Origin of the sequence: Streptomyces purpurogeneiscleroticus (assembly GCF_020024005.1) — a bacterium.
Classification (GTDB): domain Bacteria; phylum Actinomycetota; class Actinomycetes; order Streptomycetales; family Streptomycetaceae; genus Streptomyces; species Streptomyces purpurogeneiscleroticus.
In genome coordinates this window covers 13,155-30,518 of the sequence record NZ_NHSG01000360.1, presented here as the reverse complement: position 1 = coordinate 30,518, position 17,364 = coordinate 13,155, and the positions used below count along the sequence as shown (strand labels likewise).

Annotated in this window: 11 protein-coding genes; 9 read left to right on the top strand and 2 right to left on the bottom strand. The window is 71.8% G+C overall.

The genetic code is table 11. The features are described from left to right. The first annotated feature begins 20 nt into the window (after positions 1-20). From pglY to CCS38_RS24995, 4 genes are all read left to right on the top strand, one after another. Positions 21-3,917, top strand: a complete 3,897-nt coding sequence (gene pglY / locus CCS38_RS25010; RefSeq protein WP_223735561.1) for a BREX-2 system ATPase PglY — start codon at positions 21-23, stop codon at positions 3,915-3,917. Next, on the top strand, positions 3,917-6,856 hold the full coding sequence (gene pglZ / locus CCS38_RS25005) for a BREX-2 system phosphatase PglZ (RefSeq protein WP_223735560.1): 2,940 nt from the start codon (positions 3,917-3,919) through the stop codon (positions 6,854-6,856). Before pglY ends, pglZ begins: the two co-directional genes overlap by 1 nt. An 86-nt stretch (positions 6,857-6,942) precedes the next feature. Then, entirely contained in the window at positions 6,943-8,298 is a 1,356-nt protein-coding gene (gene brxD, locus CCS38_RS25000) for a BREX system ATP-binding protein BrxD (RefSeq protein ID WP_223735559.1), read from the top strand. Positions 8,299-8,351: 53 nt separating this feature from the next. After that, complete coding sequence (locus CCS38_RS24995) at positions 8,352-10,499, top strand: DEAD/DEAH box helicase (RefSeq protein WP_223735558.1); 2,148 nt, start codon at positions 8,352-8,354, stop codon at positions 10,497-10,499. A 27-nt stretch (positions 10,500-10,526) separates the two neighbouring features. Here the strand turns inward: CCS38_RS24995 and CCS38_RS24990 are convergent, their stop codons facing one another. Beyond that, positions 10,527-10,700 carry a hypothetical protein gene (locus CCS38_RS24990; protein WP_223735557.1) on the bottom strand — a complete coding sequence of 58 codons (174 nt, stop codon included), beginning with the start codon at positions 10,698-10,700 and terminating at the stop codon, positions 10,527-10,529. Between the two features lie 96 nt (positions 10,701-10,796). After that, positions 10,797-11,267: a GNAT family N-acetyltransferase gene (locus tag CCS38_RS24985; protein ID WP_223735556.1), complete on the bottom strand. Its 471-nt coding sequence runs from the start codon at positions 11,265-11,267 to the stop codon at positions 10,797-10,799. A gap of 773 nt (positions 11,268-12,040) precedes the next feature. Between CCS38_RS24985 and CCS38_RS24980 the strand changes: the two genes are divergently transcribed. The 5 genes from CCS38_RS24980 (at position 12,041) to CCS38_RS24960 (ending at position 17,225) form a co-directional block, all read left to right on the top strand. Then, entirely contained in the window at positions 12,041-12,376 is a 336-nt protein-coding gene (locus CCS38_RS24980; protein ID WP_223735555.1) for a small secreted hydrophilic protein, read from the top strand. Continuing rightward, positions 12,339-13,877, top strand: coding sequence for a sensor histidine kinase (locus tag CCS38_RS24975; RefSeq protein ID WP_223735554.1), 1,539 nt, complete (start codon positions 12,339-12,341; stop codon positions 13,875-13,877). The genes CCS38_RS24980 and CCS38_RS24975 overlap by 38 nt, the downstream gene beginning before the upstream one ends. Next, positions 13,874-14,536 carry a response regulator transcription factor gene (locus CCS38_RS24970; RefSeq protein WP_223735553.1) on the top strand — a complete coding sequence of 221 codons (663 nt, stop codon included), beginning with the start codon at positions 13,874-13,876 and terminating at the stop codon, positions 14,534-14,536. The genes CCS38_RS24975 and CCS38_RS24970 overlap by 4 nt, the downstream gene beginning before the upstream one ends. A 56-nt stretch (positions 14,537-14,592) precedes the next feature. Then, entirely contained in the window at positions 14,593-16,011 is a 1,419-nt protein-coding gene (locus tag CCS38_RS24965; protein WP_223735552.1) for an SLC13 family permease, read from the top strand. 62 nt (positions 16,012-16,073) lie between these two features. Next, the gene (locus tag CCS38_RS24960; protein ID WP_223735551.1) at positions 16,074-17,225 is read left to right on the top strand and encodes a glycerate kinase family protein; all 1,152 of its coding nucleotides are present in this window, start codon (positions 16,074-16,076) and stop codon (positions 17,223-17,225) included. Positions 17,226-17,364: the final 139 nt, after the last annotated feature.

The following is a 17,364-nucleotide window of genomic DNA, read 5'->3' as shown; positions in this document are numbered from 1 at the left end:
CGAGGAGCATCAGAGACACCATGGCGTTTATGAGCAGGAACACCCCCCGTCCCGAGGATCGCCCCCTGCTCCGCGAGCTGATCCGCATCCCGGAGCGCGTGTCGACGTCCGACTTCGTACTGAAGCTCGGCGAGGCCGTCACGCCCGAGGGCGCCGAGGCCGCCCTGCGGGACTACGTCGTCACCGACCGTCTGCGCGGCAACTTCGACGAGGCACTGGACCTGATCAAGTCCGCGCTCGACAGCCACTCCTCCAAGGCTGCCTACCTCCACGGCTCGTTCGGTTCCGGTAAGTCGCACTTCATGGCGGTGCTCTACGCCCTGCTCTCCGGCCACCAGGCCGCCCGCTCCAAGACGGGCCTCGACCCCGTCCGCAGCAACCACTCCTGGCTGGACGCGGGAGATCGCAAGTTCCTCCTCGTCCCGTACCACATGCTCGGCGCCAAGTCCCTTGAGCAGCGCATTCTCGGTAAGTACGTGGAGCACGTACGCAAGGTGCACCCTGACTGCGATCTGCCGCAGGTCTATCTGACCGACGGCCTCTTCGAGGACTTCGCCGCCCATCGCCGTGGCAGCGGCGACGACCGCGTGATCGCGCAGCTTGCCGAGGCGGACAGCGGTGAGGGCGACGAGTGGGGCGAGGCATTCGCCTGGACCAGCGAACTGCTCGACCGGGCCGTCACCGCGCAGGAGGAGCACGAGAACACCAAGGGTTTCGACCTGGACAACCCGACCACCCCGCAGGAGCTGCGGGCTCGGCTCGTCCAGGACCTGACCAAGACCCTCTTCCCGTCCTTCGCCCGCAACGCTTCGGAGAGCGCCGACGGTTTCGTCTCCCTGGACAAGGGTCTCGGCATCATCGCCGCACACGCCAAGTCCCTCGGCTACGACGGCCTCGTCCTCTTCATGGACGAGCTGATCCTGTGGCTGGCCACCCTCATCCACGACCAGAAGGCGCTCGGCCGCGAGGCAGGCAAGGTCACCAACTTCGTGGAGGGCGCCGACGAGCGCCGCGCCATCCCCGTCGTCTCGTTCATCGCCCGCCAGCGTGACCTGCGCGAGCTGGTCGGTGAGGAGATGTCCGGCGCCGCCGAGGCCGCCGTGCAGGACACGCTGAAGCTCAACGGCGGCCGGTACGACTCGATCGTCCTGGAGGACCGCAACCTGCCGACGATCGCGCGGGCCCGTCTGCTGGATCCCGTCGACGAGGAGGCCGAGGCCAAGGTCGCGGCAGCCTTCGACGAGGCCAAGAAGCTCGGCCCGGACGTGTGGCAGACCCTGCTCGGCCACAAGAACTCCACCACCGGCGCGGACGAGGACGCCTTCCGGCGGACCTACCCCTTCCCGCCGGCGTTCATGGACACCCTGGTGCACATCTCCGGGGCGCTGCAGCGCTCCCGCACCGGCCTGAAGCTGATGAGCCAGCTCTTGGTCGACCACCGGGACGACTGGCGGCTCGGCCAGCTCGTACCGCTCGGCGACCTGTACCCGGCGATCGTCGGCGGCGGCGACAAGGCGTTCAGCGGCGAGACCAGCGTCCACTTCGAGGCGGCTAACAAGCTGTACCGCGAGAAGCTGCGCCCGTACCTGCTGAAGACCAACCAGGTCACCGAGGACGACGTGGAGACGTACCGGCGCCGTCCGGAGACGATCGACGACCCTCAGCTGAAGGCCCGTTGCCGGGACTTCACCGGTGACAGCCGACTGATTCAGACGCTGCTGCTCTCCGCGCTCGCGCCGAGCGTCCCCGCCCTGTCCGACCTGACCCTGGCCCGGCTCAACGCGCTCAACCACGGGTCCATCACCACCCGGATCGCCGGAACCGAGATCGGCCGCCTGGAGCAGAAGGCGAAAGAATGGGCGGCGACCTTCCCCGAGATCAAGGTCGCCGGCACCGGTCCTGGCGCGGTCGTCCGCCTGGAGCTGACCGGTGTCGACCTCGACGCGGTGCTCGCCAACGCCCAGGTCCACAACAACCTGGGCAACCGCCGGACCAAGATGCGCACCCTGCTCAAGGAGGCGCTCGGCGTCACCGACGGGATCGGTGGGTTCGACCCGTACGACACACTCGACCTGGTGTGGAAGGGCACCGAGCGGCAGGTCGAGGTGGTCTTCGGGAACGTCGCCGACGTCGACTCGCTCTCCGACGCGGCGCTGCGACCCAGCCAGGAGGATGCCTGGCGACTCGTCGTCGACTTCCCCTACGACGAGGGCGAATTCGGGCCGATGGACGACCTCCAGCGGCTGCGTACGCTGCGGGAGAAGACTGGCGGCGACTCGCGGACCCTGGCCTGGCTGCCCACTCATCTCACCGATGCCACCCGTGGCGACTTCGAACGTCTCGTCGTCATCGACAAGGCACTGTCCGACGAGGCCCGCTTCGACTCCGAGTTCGCGCGCAGTCTCAACGCCGACGACAAGGCCCGCGCCAAGGGCATGCTGCAGTCGCAGCGGGAGGTCCTCACCGAGCGCGTCCTGGGTGCGCTGAAGCAGGCGTACGGCCTCGCGCAGAAGCAGGAAGGCGTCGTCGACCTCGGCTTCGGCAACCATCTGGAGGCCCAGCAGCAGGTGGCGGACCTGCAGCTGCCGATCGGCGCGCAGATGGACGACGCCGCACGTCAGCTTGCCGGGAAGCTGCTCGCCCATCAGTTCCCCGCCCACCCCGAGCTGGACCCGGAAGGCACCGGGAAGCCGCTGCGGGCCGCCGAGATCAAGACCGTCTTCGAGTACGTACGCAGGGCCGCCGAGGACCGTGACGGGCAGGTGGAGGTCGAGTCCAAGGACCGCAAGGTCATGGCACGGATCGCGGGCGGCCTCAAGCTCGGTGTGATGCAAGAGGCGTACTACCGGCAGTCCAACGCCTGGCTGGACCACTTCAACGCGCAGGCCCGCCGGGACGGGGTCGCCGAGCCGACCCTGGTCAGACTCGCCGACTGGAGCGACCAGCCCGACCCGCGCGGCCTGCCCGAGCCGCTGCGTCGGCTGCTCGCAGCCGCGTACGCGGAAATGTCCGACCGCGTGTGGGTGCGCGGCGGGGTCGCGGTCGAGCCCGCACCGCTGCCGAGCGATCTAAAGCGCGACTACGCGCTGCGGGAGCAGCCGCTGCCCACCGAGGCGGATTGGGTGGAGGCCCGCAAGCGGTACGAGACGGTGTTCGGCACGCCCGCACCGCAGTTGCGGCGTGGGCGGATCGTGAACCAGTTCGCCGGCGAAATCCGCAAGGCCGCGAACGCGTTTGCCGCCGATGCGGAACGGCTGGTCACGGAGCTGGAGAAGCACCGGAGGTTCCTGCACCTGGACGACGCCTCGCCCCGCCTCGTGCTCGCCCGGCGGGCCCAGGAGCTGGTCGACGCGGTGCGGGCGGAGAACCTCGGCGCCAAGGCCGTGGTGGACCGGCTGGCCGGCTTCGACCTCGGCGGGTTCACCGCGCACCGGTACGGCATGTCGCTGACCAGTGCCCGGACCGTGGCCGATGCGCTGCAGAACACCAGCTGGGGTGAACAGCTGGAGCTGGCCGACACGCTCGGCAGGGACGGTGCGGCGATCCTAGAGCGGGTGCGCGACGCCGCGGCCGGCGACCCCGGCGACTACCCCGACCTGCCGGCCGTACTGAAGAAGGGCAGCCGGGAGGTGATGACACTGCTGCGGTCCCGGCAGAGTCCGCCGCCAGCCACGCAGCAGCCCGCCGCCCCGGCACCCAGCTCCGACACGGTGTCCCTGGACGGCGGCTCCGCCCATCCGCAGGTGCTGCCGACGCCGCCGCCCGCGCCGCGTGAGCCGGCGCGCCCGGTGGCCCGCTCCGGCGGCGGCCGGACGACGGCCGTCCGGGCGGCCGCGGAGCTGCAGGCCGAGATCGCGGCACTCGCCGCGGCACACCCCGACGCCACCGTCGAGGTCACCTGGAAGGTCATCGACTGATGTCCGGCACGATCATCACCGCGCCCGCCGCCGGGCGGGGACCCTCGGCTGCGGGTCCCGCCCGCCTTTCGGTGAGCACGGTCCGCCAGTTCGTCGCCGCGCGCAGCAAGCTCTGCGACGGCGTGGTCCGCGTCCTGCTGCTGCGGGCCGCGCCGCAGTGGGACGGGGCTGCCGTGCAGTCGACGGTGGGCGGGACGCAAGTGCGGGTGGCTGTCGCGCCGTCCGTCCTCGCGGCGCACGAGCAGATCCTGGACCACCTGGAAGCGCAGGTCCCGCCGGAGCCGCGCGTCCTCGTCGTCCTCACCGACCGGGAGAACACCGAGCTCGACCCCGGTCTGCTCGCCCGCGTCTACAGTCGCCGCATCAGGTCCGTCGACAACTGGGAGGTCGTGCAGGAGGCATTCGGCGCGAGCGGCCTCGACACCCGCCTGCGCGGCGAGACCTGGGCGGCCGAGGCGCTCCTGGACGCGGCGGGCACCCGGGGCTGGCGCTCGATCGGCAGGGGCGTGCTCTCCCGCGATGAGGCCCTCACCCGGCTGACCCGGCGGCGTCTCCGCCTCGACGACAGCAGCGGGGACACACCCGTGGGACGCGTCCTGCCGGGAGAGCCGGACCGGGTCGACCCCGTCACCCTGTTCCGGTGGACCCTCACCCCCGGTGGCCCGGACCTCCTGCGCGAGCTCCGCGGACCGGAGAAGGCCGGCCTCGCCCGCTTCCTCGCCGCACCCGAGCAGGGCGGCCCCACCGGCAGGGTGATCACTGCCCTGGTCGATGCCGAGCACGGTCCCGACGCAGCCGCGTACGCGGTGGTCTGCGCCGCCCTGTGGGGACACGCGGAGGCCGACCACGACCTGTACCGCGCACGCGGCCGGGCCGAACGGTGGCTCGGCGAGCAGCCGCCCGCCCAGGGCGACGAACTCGACCGGCTCCTGGCCTCCTTCGCCCGCAGCGGTGAGGCGTACGTACGCGATCTCATCGACCGGGGGGAGCACCGTCTCGCCGACCCGGTCCTGACCCGGGCCGCACAGCTGGTCGCCCAGTTCGGAGCGCAGGCGGCCGCCACCGCCAGTCCGCTCCTGCCCGCCGGGCTCGACGCCCGGTTCACCGCGGCCGGTCACGCGCTGACCGGCGGTTCCACCGAGGCGGTCACGGACTCCGTCACCACGCTCGGCGCGCACGCCCTTGCCACCGGCGACGGCGAGACCCGGGCCCGGATCGAGCGGGTCCGGATGGCCGTACGGCTGCGGCGGTGGCTGGCCAGGAACCCGCCGGACGAGATCGAGTCGGTGACCGACGGGACGGACCGCCAGATTCGCGAACTCGGTTGGGCCGACCGCGCCCTGGAACACCTGGAGGCGGGCGGCGACCCCGACTCCGTACTCGCCGCCGCGTACAGCCGGATCAGCGACCAGGTACGGCGGACCCGCCGCACGCTCGACCACGCCTTCAGCGAACGGCTCGCGGCGTGGACGGCGGACGGCAGCTCCCCCGGTTCCCTGCTCACCGTCGAGTCCCTCCTGACGCGGGTCGTCGCGCCGGTCGTCGCCGAGCCGGGGCGCCGGGTCCTGCTGCTGCTCCTGGACGGGATGAGCGCGGCCATAGCGGCCGAGCTGGGGCAGGAACTGCGCGAGCAGTGGGCCGAGTTCGACCCGCTTCCCGGGGCTCACGGCGCACCGGTGCGCCGTGCCGTGGCAGCAGCGCTGCCCACACTCACCGCTGTCTCACGCACCTCACTCTTCAGCGGAACCCTGATGAAGGGCGACCAGAACGACGAGAAGCGGCTCTTCCCTCAGCACTCCTGCTGGCAGGGCGCCCCGGCGGCCGTCTTCCACAAGGACGACCTACGCGGCCCCGACACCGGCTCGCCCTTCTCCACCGCCCTCGGCGAGGCCCTCGCCAACGAGCGCATGCATGTCGCCGTCGTCCTCAACACCGTCGACGACCGGCTTGCCAAGGAACAGAAGCTCGGGGACGGCGCCTGGCAGACCAAGGAGGTCGGCGGTCTCGAACCGCTGTTGCGGGCCGCGCGTGCGAACGGCATGACCGTGCTCCTGACCTCCGACCACGGCCATGTCGTCGAACGGCGGGGCAGCAAGCTCGACGCGCCCGCAGGCACCATCGGTTCGGCCCGTCACCGCGCCCCCGGCGGCCCGGTCGCACCCTCCGAGATCGCACTGGCCGGGCCGCGGGTGGTCTGGCCGGAGCCCGGCTCACGCATCGTCGCTCTGCGCGACCACGACGCCCGGTACACCGCCCTCAAGGCGGGGTACCACGGCGGCGCGACCCTCGCCGAATTCACTATTCCGCTGCTCGCCCTGCTGCCCTTCGGTACGGAACCACCTGAAGGGTGGCGGGAGTTGGGCGATCCGGCTCCGCTGTGGTGGTCGGACGAGACGGGCATCGAGACGGGATCCGGCGCCGAGGCCGTCGCCTCGTCCGGCACCGCTGCCCCCGCCGCCACACCGTCGCGTTCGGGCGCCAAGCAGTCCAGGAAGGCCGCCCCGCCCGTGGCGGAGGGCGTCATCGGTCTCTTCGGTGAGGAGGAACTCGCCCCTCTCGCGTCCCAGAAGCCCGCCGACCCCGCACCGGAGACCGAAGCTCCGCCCACCCAGGCCCAGCCGCCTGCCGTCGCGCTCGTGGAACGTCTCGTCGCCACCGAGCTGTACGCGGCGCAGCTGGACCTGCTCGCCCGGAAGCCGCGGGAGCCGTCCGTCCTGCCCAAGGCGCTCGTGGCCCTCGTCGAAGCGGGCACCCTGCCCATGACCGCCCTGGCCGAACGCGCGGGCCAGCCCGCCAGCCGCGCCCCCGGCTTCGCCGCGACCCTGGCCCAGCTCCTCAACTACGACGGCGCCCAGATCCTGGAGATCCTTCCCGACAATCGCACCCTGCGCCTGCACCGGACCCAGCTGATCGAGCAGTTCGGGCTGCGCACCCCGTGAGCACGACGAACCGGATCCGTCCGCCGGCATTCCGGCGGTCCGGCGACCTCCCTGATGACCCCTGATGCGAGACTGTCCGGGTGAACGTGTTCGGACCCTCAGACCCTCGTGCCGGTGCACCCGTCGGCGCCGTACGCCGCCGCGCCGTCGTGGACGCACTGCGGCGCGGCGCCGTGCCCGAGAGCGGCCTCGACCTGCTCGCCACTGGCCTGGGCCGCTTCGAGCAGGCGGTCGACGAGGAACTGGACACCGTCGCCGCCGGCGGCTCGGTGTTCAAGGCGGTGCGCGGTGAGTACGGCTCGGGCAAGACCTTCTTCACCCGCTGGCTCGGCGAGCGCGCCAAGCGGCGCACCTTCGCCGTGGCCGAGGTACAGGTGTCGGAGACCGAAACCCCGCTGCACAAGCTGGAGACGGTCTACCGGCGGCTCACCGAACGCCTGACCACCGCGAGCTTCCCGCCCAGCGCCCTGCGGCCCGTCGCCGATGCTTGGTTCTACGCCCTGGAGGAGGACGCGCTCGCCGACGGCGCGGCCGAAAGTGAACTGCCGCAGGCCGTGGACCGGCTGCTCACCGCCCGCCTGGCCGAGGTGTCCCGCCAGGCCCCCGCCTTCGCCACCGCCCTGCGCGGGTACAAGCAGTCCCTGGACGCCGGCGACGAGGCGACCGCCGCCGCGGTGATGGCCTGGCTCGGCGGCCAGCCGCACGTCGCCGCTGCCGCACGTCGCAGCGCAGGAGTCCGCGGCGACCTCGACCACTTCGGCGCCTTCGGCTTTCTGCAAGGCCTGCTGACCATGCTCAAGGACGCAGGGCACGCCGGGCTCGTCCTCGTCCTGGACGAGGTGGAGACGCTGCAGCGGGTCCGCTCCGACGCCCGTGACAAGGCCCTCAACGCCCTGCGCCAGCTCATCGACGAGGTTCATTCCGGCCGCTTCCCCGGCCTCTACCTCGTCATCACCGGCACGCCCGCCTTCTACGACGGACAGCAGGGCGTCCAGCGTCTCGCCCCGCTCGCCCAGCGCTTGGCCACCGACTTCACCACCGACCCGCGCTTCGACAACCCGCGTGCCGTGCAGATCCGGCTTCCCGGATTCACCGAGGAGTCCCTGACCGGTCTGGGCGCCACCATCCGCGACCTGTACGCGGGCGGCGTCTCCTCCTCCGACTCCGCCGAGCGGATCAAGCGGCTCGCCGACGACGCGTACCTTGCGGACCTGGCAAGGGCCGTGGGCGGGGCGCTGGGTGGGAAAGTCGGAGTGGCACCGCGTCTGTACCTGAAGAAGCTGGTCGGGGACGTACTCGACCGGATCGATCAGTTCGACGACTTCGATCCGCGTACGCACTACAAACTGACCCTCGGCAGCGGCGATCTCACTGCCACCGAACGCAACCTCGCCGCGCCCCCGGCAGCCACGTCGGCCGACGACCTCGATCTCGACCTCTGATCTGTCGCCTTCCCCTCCCGTTCCCGGAAGACCAAGCGCAGGGAGCCACCCACGTGCAGGACCAGCCGCCCGGCCCCGACCCGCTCGAACGCCTCGATCCGGTCGTCCTGCACCACATCGTCAACACCCTCGGATGGCCTGATCTGCGCCCCCTGCAGAAGGCCGCCGTGGAACCACTGATGGACGGCGAGGACGCGATTCTGCTCGCGCCGACCGCGGGCGGGAAGACGGAAGCCGCCACCTTCCCCGTCCTGTCCGCCATGCGGAACCAGCACTGGACCGGCACCTCCGTCCTCTACCTGGCCCCCCTCAAAGCCCTCCTCAACAATCTCGCCCACCGCGTCGACACCTACGCCCAGTGGCTCGGTCGCCGCGCCGCGCTCTGGCACGGCGACACCCCGGAGTCCGTACGCCGCCGTATCCGCACCGAGTCGCCGGACTTCCTGCTCACCACGCCCGAGTCGCTCGAAGCGATGCTGATCAGCGTCAAGACCGACCACGCGCACATGCTCGGCCAGGTCCGTGCCGTGATCATCGACGAGGTGCACGCTTTCGCGGGTGACGACCGGGGCTGGCACCTGCTTGCCGTGATCGAACGGCTGGAACGGCTGACCGGTCACCGGATCCAGCGGATCGGGCTCTCCGCCACCGTCGGCAACCCTGACGCACTGCTTACGTGGCTGCAGGGGGCTCGCCCCGCCGAACGCCCGGGGCGGGTCGTCGCGCCCGGCATCCCCCTGCCGGACACGGCCGGGGGCACCCCGCTGCCAAGGCCCGCGGGAGACGTCGAACTTGACTACGTCGGCTCGCTCGCCAACGCCGCCAAGGTGATCTCCGCCCTGCACCGCGGTGAGAAGCGCCTGGTCTTCTGCGACTCCCGCAAGCAGGTCGAGGAACTCGGTGCGGCACTCCGGGCCCGCGACGTCACCGTGTTCCTCTCGCACGCCTCACTCTCCACCGATGAACGGGCCCGCTCCGAGCAGGCGTTCGCCGAGGCGCGCGACTGCGTCATCGTGTCCACCTCGACCTTGGAGCTTGGCATCGACGTCGGCGACCTCGACCGAGTCATCCAGATCGACTCTCCCGGCACCGTCGCCTCGTTCCTGCAGCGGATCGGCCGCACCGGCCGCCGCTCCGACACCTCCCGCAACTGTCTCTTCCTCGCCACCCGATCCGAGTCGTTGCTGCAGGCCGCCGGGCTGCTCACCCTCTGGGCCCGGGGCTGGGTCGAGCCCGTCACCCCGCCACCGTCGCCCCGTCACCTGGTCGCCCAGCAGCTGCTCGCACTCACCCTGCAGGAGCACCGCATCGGCGACCGGCTCTGGCCGGACCAGTGGAACGGCCTCGCGCCCTTCGACCGGTCGGCCGCCCCGCTCCTGAGGCACCTGATCGACGAGGGCTTCCTGGACCGCGACGGCGGCATGCTCTTCATCGGCGCCGAGGCCGAGCGGCACTTCGGCCGCCGCCACTTCATGGAACTCACCGCCTCCTTCACCGCGCCGCCCGAATTCACCGTCCTCGCCGGGCGCACCGAGATCGGCACCACCGACCCCACCGTGCTCACCGAGGAACGCCCCGGCCCGCGCCGTCTCCTGCTTGCCGGGCGCAGCTGGCAGGTCACGTTCATCGACTGGGCCCGCCGCCGTGCCTTCGTCGAACCCGTCGAGGACGGCGGTGTGGCCAAATGGCAGGGCAGCGAGGCCCGCGGCCTCTCGTTCGCCCTGACCCGCGCCATGCGCGACGTCCTCCTCGGCACCGACCCCGACATCCGGCTCACCCGCCGCGCCACCGCTGCCCTCGCCGAGCTGCGCACCGATCGCGCCCCTCATGAGGTCCACCCGGCCGGCACTCTCGTGGTCCGCGACGCCGACGCCACACGCTGGTGGACCTGGGCCGGCTACCGCGCCAATGCGACCCTCGCCGCCTCCCTCGGCAACCTCGCCGATCCCGTCCAGCGGCCCTCCGACACCCATCTCCGCCTGCGCCAAGACTTCTCCCCCACCGACTGGAAATCCGCCCGCGCCGAACTCCCGAGCGCTCTCACGCTGCCCACCGTCGACCCGCGCGCCGTCCGCGGCCTGAAGTTCTCGGCTGCCCTCCCGCCGCGCGTGGCCACCGCCACACTGGCCGAACGTCTCGCGGACTTCGACGGAGCACTGACCACGGCGCGAGAGCCGGCACGGCTCGAATGGGGGATGTGAACTCCGCTCCTGAGAGCGTGGGTTCCGCTACGGCTCCCGGGCTGCGACGGCCAGCAGGTCGTCGAATGAGTCGCAGTCGTCGTAGGCAGACGGAAGCGAGGGCAGCGCCTCCTCGCCGAGTCTGCGGACCTCTGGCGAGGAGGCTGCCTCGTATGCGTCCGGCGCATCGGCCGCGTCACGGCCGATAATCTGGTTCAACATCTGCAGTACGGGGCCGACGCCCATTGAAAGCCACCCGCCGCGAGGGCGATTCGCGTATATTGATCACGACTCGAGATGCGCGCCAGCGCCGGGACCTCACTCCAGGGTCAGCGCCAACTCGTCGATCTCGTCGCCGCGCGCCTGCGCGAAGATCCTGCCGCGCCCGGTGATGGTGAAGCCGCACTTCTCCAGCACCCGAAGAGAGCCTGCGTTGTCCGCCGCCGCGTGTGCGTGCAGCGGCCGCGCCGGCTCCAGAGCGATTAGCTTTCTCAGCGCCGCACTGGCAACCCCGCGCCCCCAGTACGCGGAAGCGATCCAATAGGTGACCTCGCGCTCGTCGGACGGCCCGAACACCGCCGCATGCCCGGCCACCGCCTCGTCCGCCAGCACGGTCCGCACTGTGACCGCGGAGTCGGAACACACCTTCACCCAATGCGCGTCGAACAGCCGCCGGTCGTAGTGGTACTTGCGTGTGACCGCGGCCATCCGCTGTGCCGTCTGTTCGCTCATGTGCGCCCAGAAGACGGCCACGTCGCTGTCCAGCACCTCACGCAGAGTGATCTTCACGTCGCCGGTTCTCCCCCTGATTGTCGCCGTTTGCTCCGCCGAACCTACCGCCGCATACCCCACAGCAGACAGACCAGGCTGAAGGAGTAGCTACTTGCCCCGCGTCTCCGAGGACGACATCCGGTGCGCCGCCGAGCAGCGTTGCGGCGACGTCACCGTCGATCTGTCAGACGGCACCACCGCCACCCTGCGCGCCTCGATGATCTGGTCGGAGACCTCACCCCTCGCTGTAGGGCGTCCGAGGGTTGGCGGGCACTGCCGGCTCACTGCCACCAGCGACCGCAGAGCCGTCGTCCATCATCAGGACCCCACCATCCCGCAAGGCATCGGCCGAGCGCCAGTCACTCGTCATCCAGGCTCCGCCACCCTCGCGGGGAACGAGGCCGTTCGACTGCCCGTACTGCCGTACAGAGCCGAAAGGCACCCGTCAGCGGTGGGAGCCCTCTGGGACTTTTCTGGGACTTCCGGCCTCATCAACTGGCACGAACGCGAAAGGGTCGAAAGATCATTCACGCAGGTCAGCACCCCTCAGCCAATCATTGCGGCAGGTCACCATGTCTCCTGGTCTCTTCCGCGACATCTGAGCCGCGCTGTCGCCGCCCCCTCCTGATCCACGAGAATGCGGAGCGGGAGGGGTGCGGCCGCACCCGTGGGACTTCGTGTGAGGGAGACGGTCAGCCGTGCACACCACGACCGCGGTCCGCGGACAGGATGAGGATTTCTTCATCTGCGGCTCATCGTGACGATGCGGTACGTCCCGCAGGCTCGTCGCCATGGCCTTCTCGCAACGCATGGCGGCGCTCGCCGCGGTCGTGGCGATACCGCTGGGTATCGCGGCGACCAGCTACGCCCTCACCGACAGCCCGGAATCGCCCAAGGCGCCCCCGAAGGTCGAGCTGGACAGCGGCTCCCCGTCGGCCGGTCCGACCGGCCCCGGGCCGACGCCCAGCGACGAGGTGGTCTCGCGGCCCCCGGTGAGCGACGACCGCTCCGGCGACGCGTCCGACGATGCCTCCGGCGGCCCGTCCGGCGGTGGAGCCGATGACGGCGCCGACGACTCCGCCGACGACGATGACGACCGCGGCGCCGGAGACCGTGACGACGGCTGATCCGGCGCCGCGCCGGCGGATATCCGCCCGGGTCCGCATCCTGCTCTGGCTCCTGGTGGTGATGGCCGTGGCGCTCACCGCCGTGGCCGCCACCACCCGCTCGATCCTGCTGCGCGACGTGGACCACCGGATCACGCGGCTGCTCGCGCAGGAGGCCAGTGAGTTCGCCAACTTCGAGGAACAGGGCTTCGACCCGGAGACCGGCCGCAGATTCACCGAACCCGACCGGCTGCTCCGGGTCTTCCTGGAGCGGCAGTACGCCGATGCCGACGAGGAGCTGATCGGCCTCGTGCGCCGGGCGGGACGCGAGCCCGCGAAGCTCGTACAGCCGCGGGAGATCCCCACCGAGCGTCCCCTGCGCAGCGATGCCGCGGCGCGCCGGGCGATCTTCGCCTCGAAGGAGCCGACCGGTACCCTGCGGCGTCCGGCGGGCGAGATCCGCTGGGCCAAGGTCGATGTCGCCCGGCACGGCGGGAGTCCGCACGGTGACGGTCCCGATGCCGCCTTCGTCGTCGCCTTTCACCCCGAGCGCGAACGGGACAAGGCGGACCAGGTGTTCCGTATCCTGCTCGCCATCTCGGGGGTCGCGCTGCTGATGACGACGGGCATCGGCTGGGCCGTCGCGGGCCGGATACTCAAGCCCGTACGGGTGGTGCGCACCGCCGCGGCGCAGCTCACCGAGCAGGATCTGACCCGGCGGATCCCCGTGCAGGGGCGGGACGACATCGCCGCGCTGGCCGACACGTTCAACGGGATGCTGGACCGGCTGGAGCGGGCGTTCGCCGCGCAGCGCGACTTCGTGGACGACGCGGGGCACGAACTGCGCACCCCCATCACGATCGTGCGCGGCCACCTGGAGCTGATGGGCGACGATCCGGCCGAGCGCGAGGAGACCGTGCGCCTGGTCACCGACGAGCTGGACCGGATGAGCCGCATCGTCGAGGACCTGCTGCTCCTGGCCAAGGCCGAGCGGCCCGACTTCGTCACCCCGGAGCCGGTGCAGCTCGCCGAGCTCACCGCCGATGTCTTCGTCAAGGCCCGCACGCTGGGCGAGCGCCGGTGGGAGCTGGGCGAGGTCGCCGACCGCGAGATCCAGGTGGACCCGCAGCGCATCACCCAGGCCATGGTGCAGCTCGCGCAGAACGCCGTGCAGCACACCACACACGGACAGACGATCCGCATCGGCTCGCGCGCCGCGGGACGCAGCATCGAGCTGTACGTCGCCGACTCGGGGCCCGGTGTGCAGCCGCAGGACGCTCAGGTGATCTTCGAGCGGTTCCGGCGCGGGACGGCCCGCCGCGGGACGCGCACCACCGGGGCCGGACTCGGCCTGTCGATCGTCCGCGCGATCGCCGAGGGGCACCGGGGCCGGGTCCGGCTGCACGACACCGAGGGCGGCGGCGCCACCTTCGTACTGGAGATCGAGAACACCGAGAAAAACACAACGAAGAACGAGAAGAGCACGGCGAAGATCACCGAGAAGAACGGGGCGGGCAGTTGAAGCGGATTCTCATCGTCGAGGACGAGGAGCGGATCGCCTCGTTCATCGAGAAGGGCCTGCGCGCCAACGGCTTCACCACGACGGTCGTCGGCGACGGGGACGCGGCGTACGACTACGCGCTCACCGGCGGCTTCGACCTGATGGTGCTCGACATCGGGCTGCCGGGCCGGGACGGCTTCACCGTGCTGCGGCAGGTGCGCGAGGACCGGATCACCCTGCCGGTCATCGTGCTCACCGCACGGGACTCCGTACGCGACACGGTGGCGGGCCTGGAGGGCGGCGCGGACGACTGGATGACCAAGCCGTTCCGCTTCGAGGAGCTGCTCGCGCGGGTGCGGCTGCGGCTGCGCACGGCGGCGCGGGCGCCCGAGGTGACGGTACTGCGCAGCGGTGGGCTGTCGCTGGACCTGCGGACCCGCCGGGCGCGGTCGGGCGAGCGGCTGGTGGACCTGACCGCCCGGGAGTTCGTGCTGCTGGAGCTGTTCCTGCGCCACCCGGGGCAGGTGCTCTCGCGCGAGCAGATCCTCTCCCACGTCTGGGGGTACGACTTCGACCCCGGCTCCAACATCGTGGATGTGTACGTACGGGCGCTGCGCAAGAAGCTGGGAGCCGAGCGGGTGGAGACGGTACGCGGGATGGGGTACCGGCTGTCCGCGTGAAGTTCCCTTCATGTACGGCTCATCGATGACTCACGGCGTCGTCCGACGCTGAGGGGGTGAGCCTGAACCTCCGCCAAGCCGCGACGTTGTGCGTGGCCCTGAGCCTCTGCGCCCTGCTCGTCGTGCCCGGGAACTTTCCCGGGCTCGGCGGTGACGCCCGGCTGACCCTCGCCGTCTTCGCGCTGGCGACCTGCGCGTGGATCGGCACGCCCATCGACGACACATACATCGCCCTGGGCGCGGGGCTCGCCCTCACGGTCACGGGGGTGATCAGCAGCGAGACGCTCTTCGGCACCCTCGGGGACTCCACCGTGTGGCTGCTGATCTGCGCGTTCGTGCTCGCCGCCGCGGTGGCCCGGACGGGGCTCGCGGGGCGGGCCGCGGCGTTCCTGGTCAGCGGGGCGCGCAGCGTACGGCAGCTGACGCATCTGACGACCGCGGCCCTGGTCGTCACGGCCTTCGCGGTGCCGGCCACCTCGGGCCGCGCGGCGCTCGCGCTGCCGGTGTTCCTGGCGCTCGCCAAGGTGCTCGCCGACCGGAAGCGACTGGTCGTGATGCTCGCGCTGCTCTTCCCGACCGTGATCCTGCTGTCCGCGGTGGCGACCCTGATCGGGGCCGGTGCGCATCTGATCACCGTGTCGGTGCTCTGGGAGGCGACCGGCGAGCGCATCGACTTCACCCGGTGGCTGCTGCTCGGCCTGCCGCTCGCCGTCGCCTCGTCCCACCTGGCGGCGGAGGCCGTCCTGTTGACGACGACCCGGCGGGCCGACCGCCGCGGTCCGGTGCGGATCACGGCCGAGCAGATCCAGGAGCACAGCGAGCAGCCGGTCACCGGTCCGCTCTCCACCGAGGAGACCCGCTGCGCGCTGCTGCTCGGCACGGTGGTCGCACTGTGGTGCAGCGAGCCGCTGCACCGGGTGCCGCCCGCGGTGGTGGCCCTGACCGGCGCGGTCGTCGCGGTCTCCCCCGCCCTGGGCACGGTGCGCCTCAAGGACGCGCTGAAGACCGTGCCCTGGGCGCTGCTGCTCTTCATGGCCGCGACGATGGCGATGGGCGTCGCGCTCGCCGACTCCGGCGCGGCCCGGTGGCTGGTCTCCGGGCTGCCCGTCTCGGTACCGCCCGCCCTCTTCCTGGCCGTCGTGATCGTCCTCAGTACGGCAGCCCACCTCATACTGCAGTCCCGCTCGGCCCGTTCGTCCGTCCTGGTGCCACTGGTCGTGGCGGCCGCCGTCGGCGCCGGGGTCAATCCGGTCGCCGCGGCCCTCGCGTCCACCGCGGCGGCCGGGTTCTGCCACACGCTGCCCGCTTCCGCGAAGCCGGTCGCGCTGTTCGCCGAGATCCCCGGGACGCCCACGTACGCGCCGCGCGACCTGCTGCGGCTGTCCGCCGTACTGGCCCCGCTGACCGCCGCGCTGGTCCTGCTCTTCGCACTCGCGGTGTGGCCGCTGCTGGGCGTACCGCTCATCGAGCCGTGAGCCGAGCTGTGAGCCGATCCCCGAGCCGGGCCGGGCACCCACTTCAACCCAAAGGAACCCACATGCTGACCCGATTCGCCGTCGCCCCCAGCGGTTTCAAGGAGTCACTGTCCGCCCGGGCCGCGGCCGAGGCCATCGCCGTCGGGGTGCGCCGCGTGGTCCCCGCGGCCGAGGTCGATCTGATTCCGCTGGTGGACGGCGGTGAGGGCACGGCCGCCGCGCTGGCCGGCGCCGCCGGCGGACGCCTGGTCGCGCTGCCCGCGACGGGCCCGGTCGGCGAGCCCGTCGGCACCCACTTCGCGCTGCTGGACTCCGGTACGGCCGTCGTCGAGATGGCCGCCGTCGCCGGGCTCTCGCTGGTGCCGCACACCCGGCGCGACCCGGGCGCCACCACCACGTACGGCGTCGGCGAGCTGCTCCGCGCCGCCCTCGACACGGGCGTGCGCCGCATCCTCGTCGGGTGCGGCGACTCCGGTACGTCCGACGGCGGCGCCGGCGCGCTCCAGGCCCTCGGCGCCCGGCTGCTCACCGCGAAGGGGTACGAACTGCCGCCCGGCGGTCGCGAGCTGGGCCGCCTCGACCGCATCGACCCGACGCACCTGGACCCTCGCCTCAAGGACGTCGAAGTGCTCGTCGCCTGCAATCCGTACAACGTCCTGTGCGGCGACCGCGGCGTGGCCCGCGTCTTCGGCCCGCAGAAGGGGGCGACCCCGCGGCAGGTGGAGGAGCTCTCGGCCGCCCTGGAGCGCTGGGCGTACGTCCTCGGGCGCGATCTGCCCACCGACACCGACCTCCGGCTCGGCCCCGGCACCGGCGCCTCCGGCGGGCTGGGCGCGGGGCTCGCGGCCCTCGGCGCCCGGCTCCTCCCCCGCTTCGACGTGCTCCTCGACCACCTCGACCTGGACGCCCGGCTGGCCCGCGCCGATCTGGTGGTCACCGCCGAGGGCGCGCTCGACCACCAGACGCCGCGCGGCAAGGTACCGGCCGAAGTGGCCCGGCGCGCCAAGCTGTCCGGACGCCCGGTCCTGGTGCTCGCGGGCACCATCGGCGAGGGCGCGCGCCAGGTCGAGGCCGTGGGCGTGGACGCGTACAGCTCGATCCTGCCCGCGCCCGTGTCGCTGCACGAGGCGCTGGGCAGGGGCGCGGAGTTCCTCACGGACGCGACCGAGCGGGCCCTTCGCCTGGTGCTGCTCGGAGCGCGGCTGGCCGCGTGACCGGTGCGGGGACGCCCCTCGTGCACAGCCGTACGGACAAGAACCCCGGTCTCTCTGTGGGAGACCGGGGTTCGTCGCGAGCGCTGGGCAGGGCTTGCACCTGCATCTCCCCGCAGGAAGCGGGGCGTCTTGGCTTGGA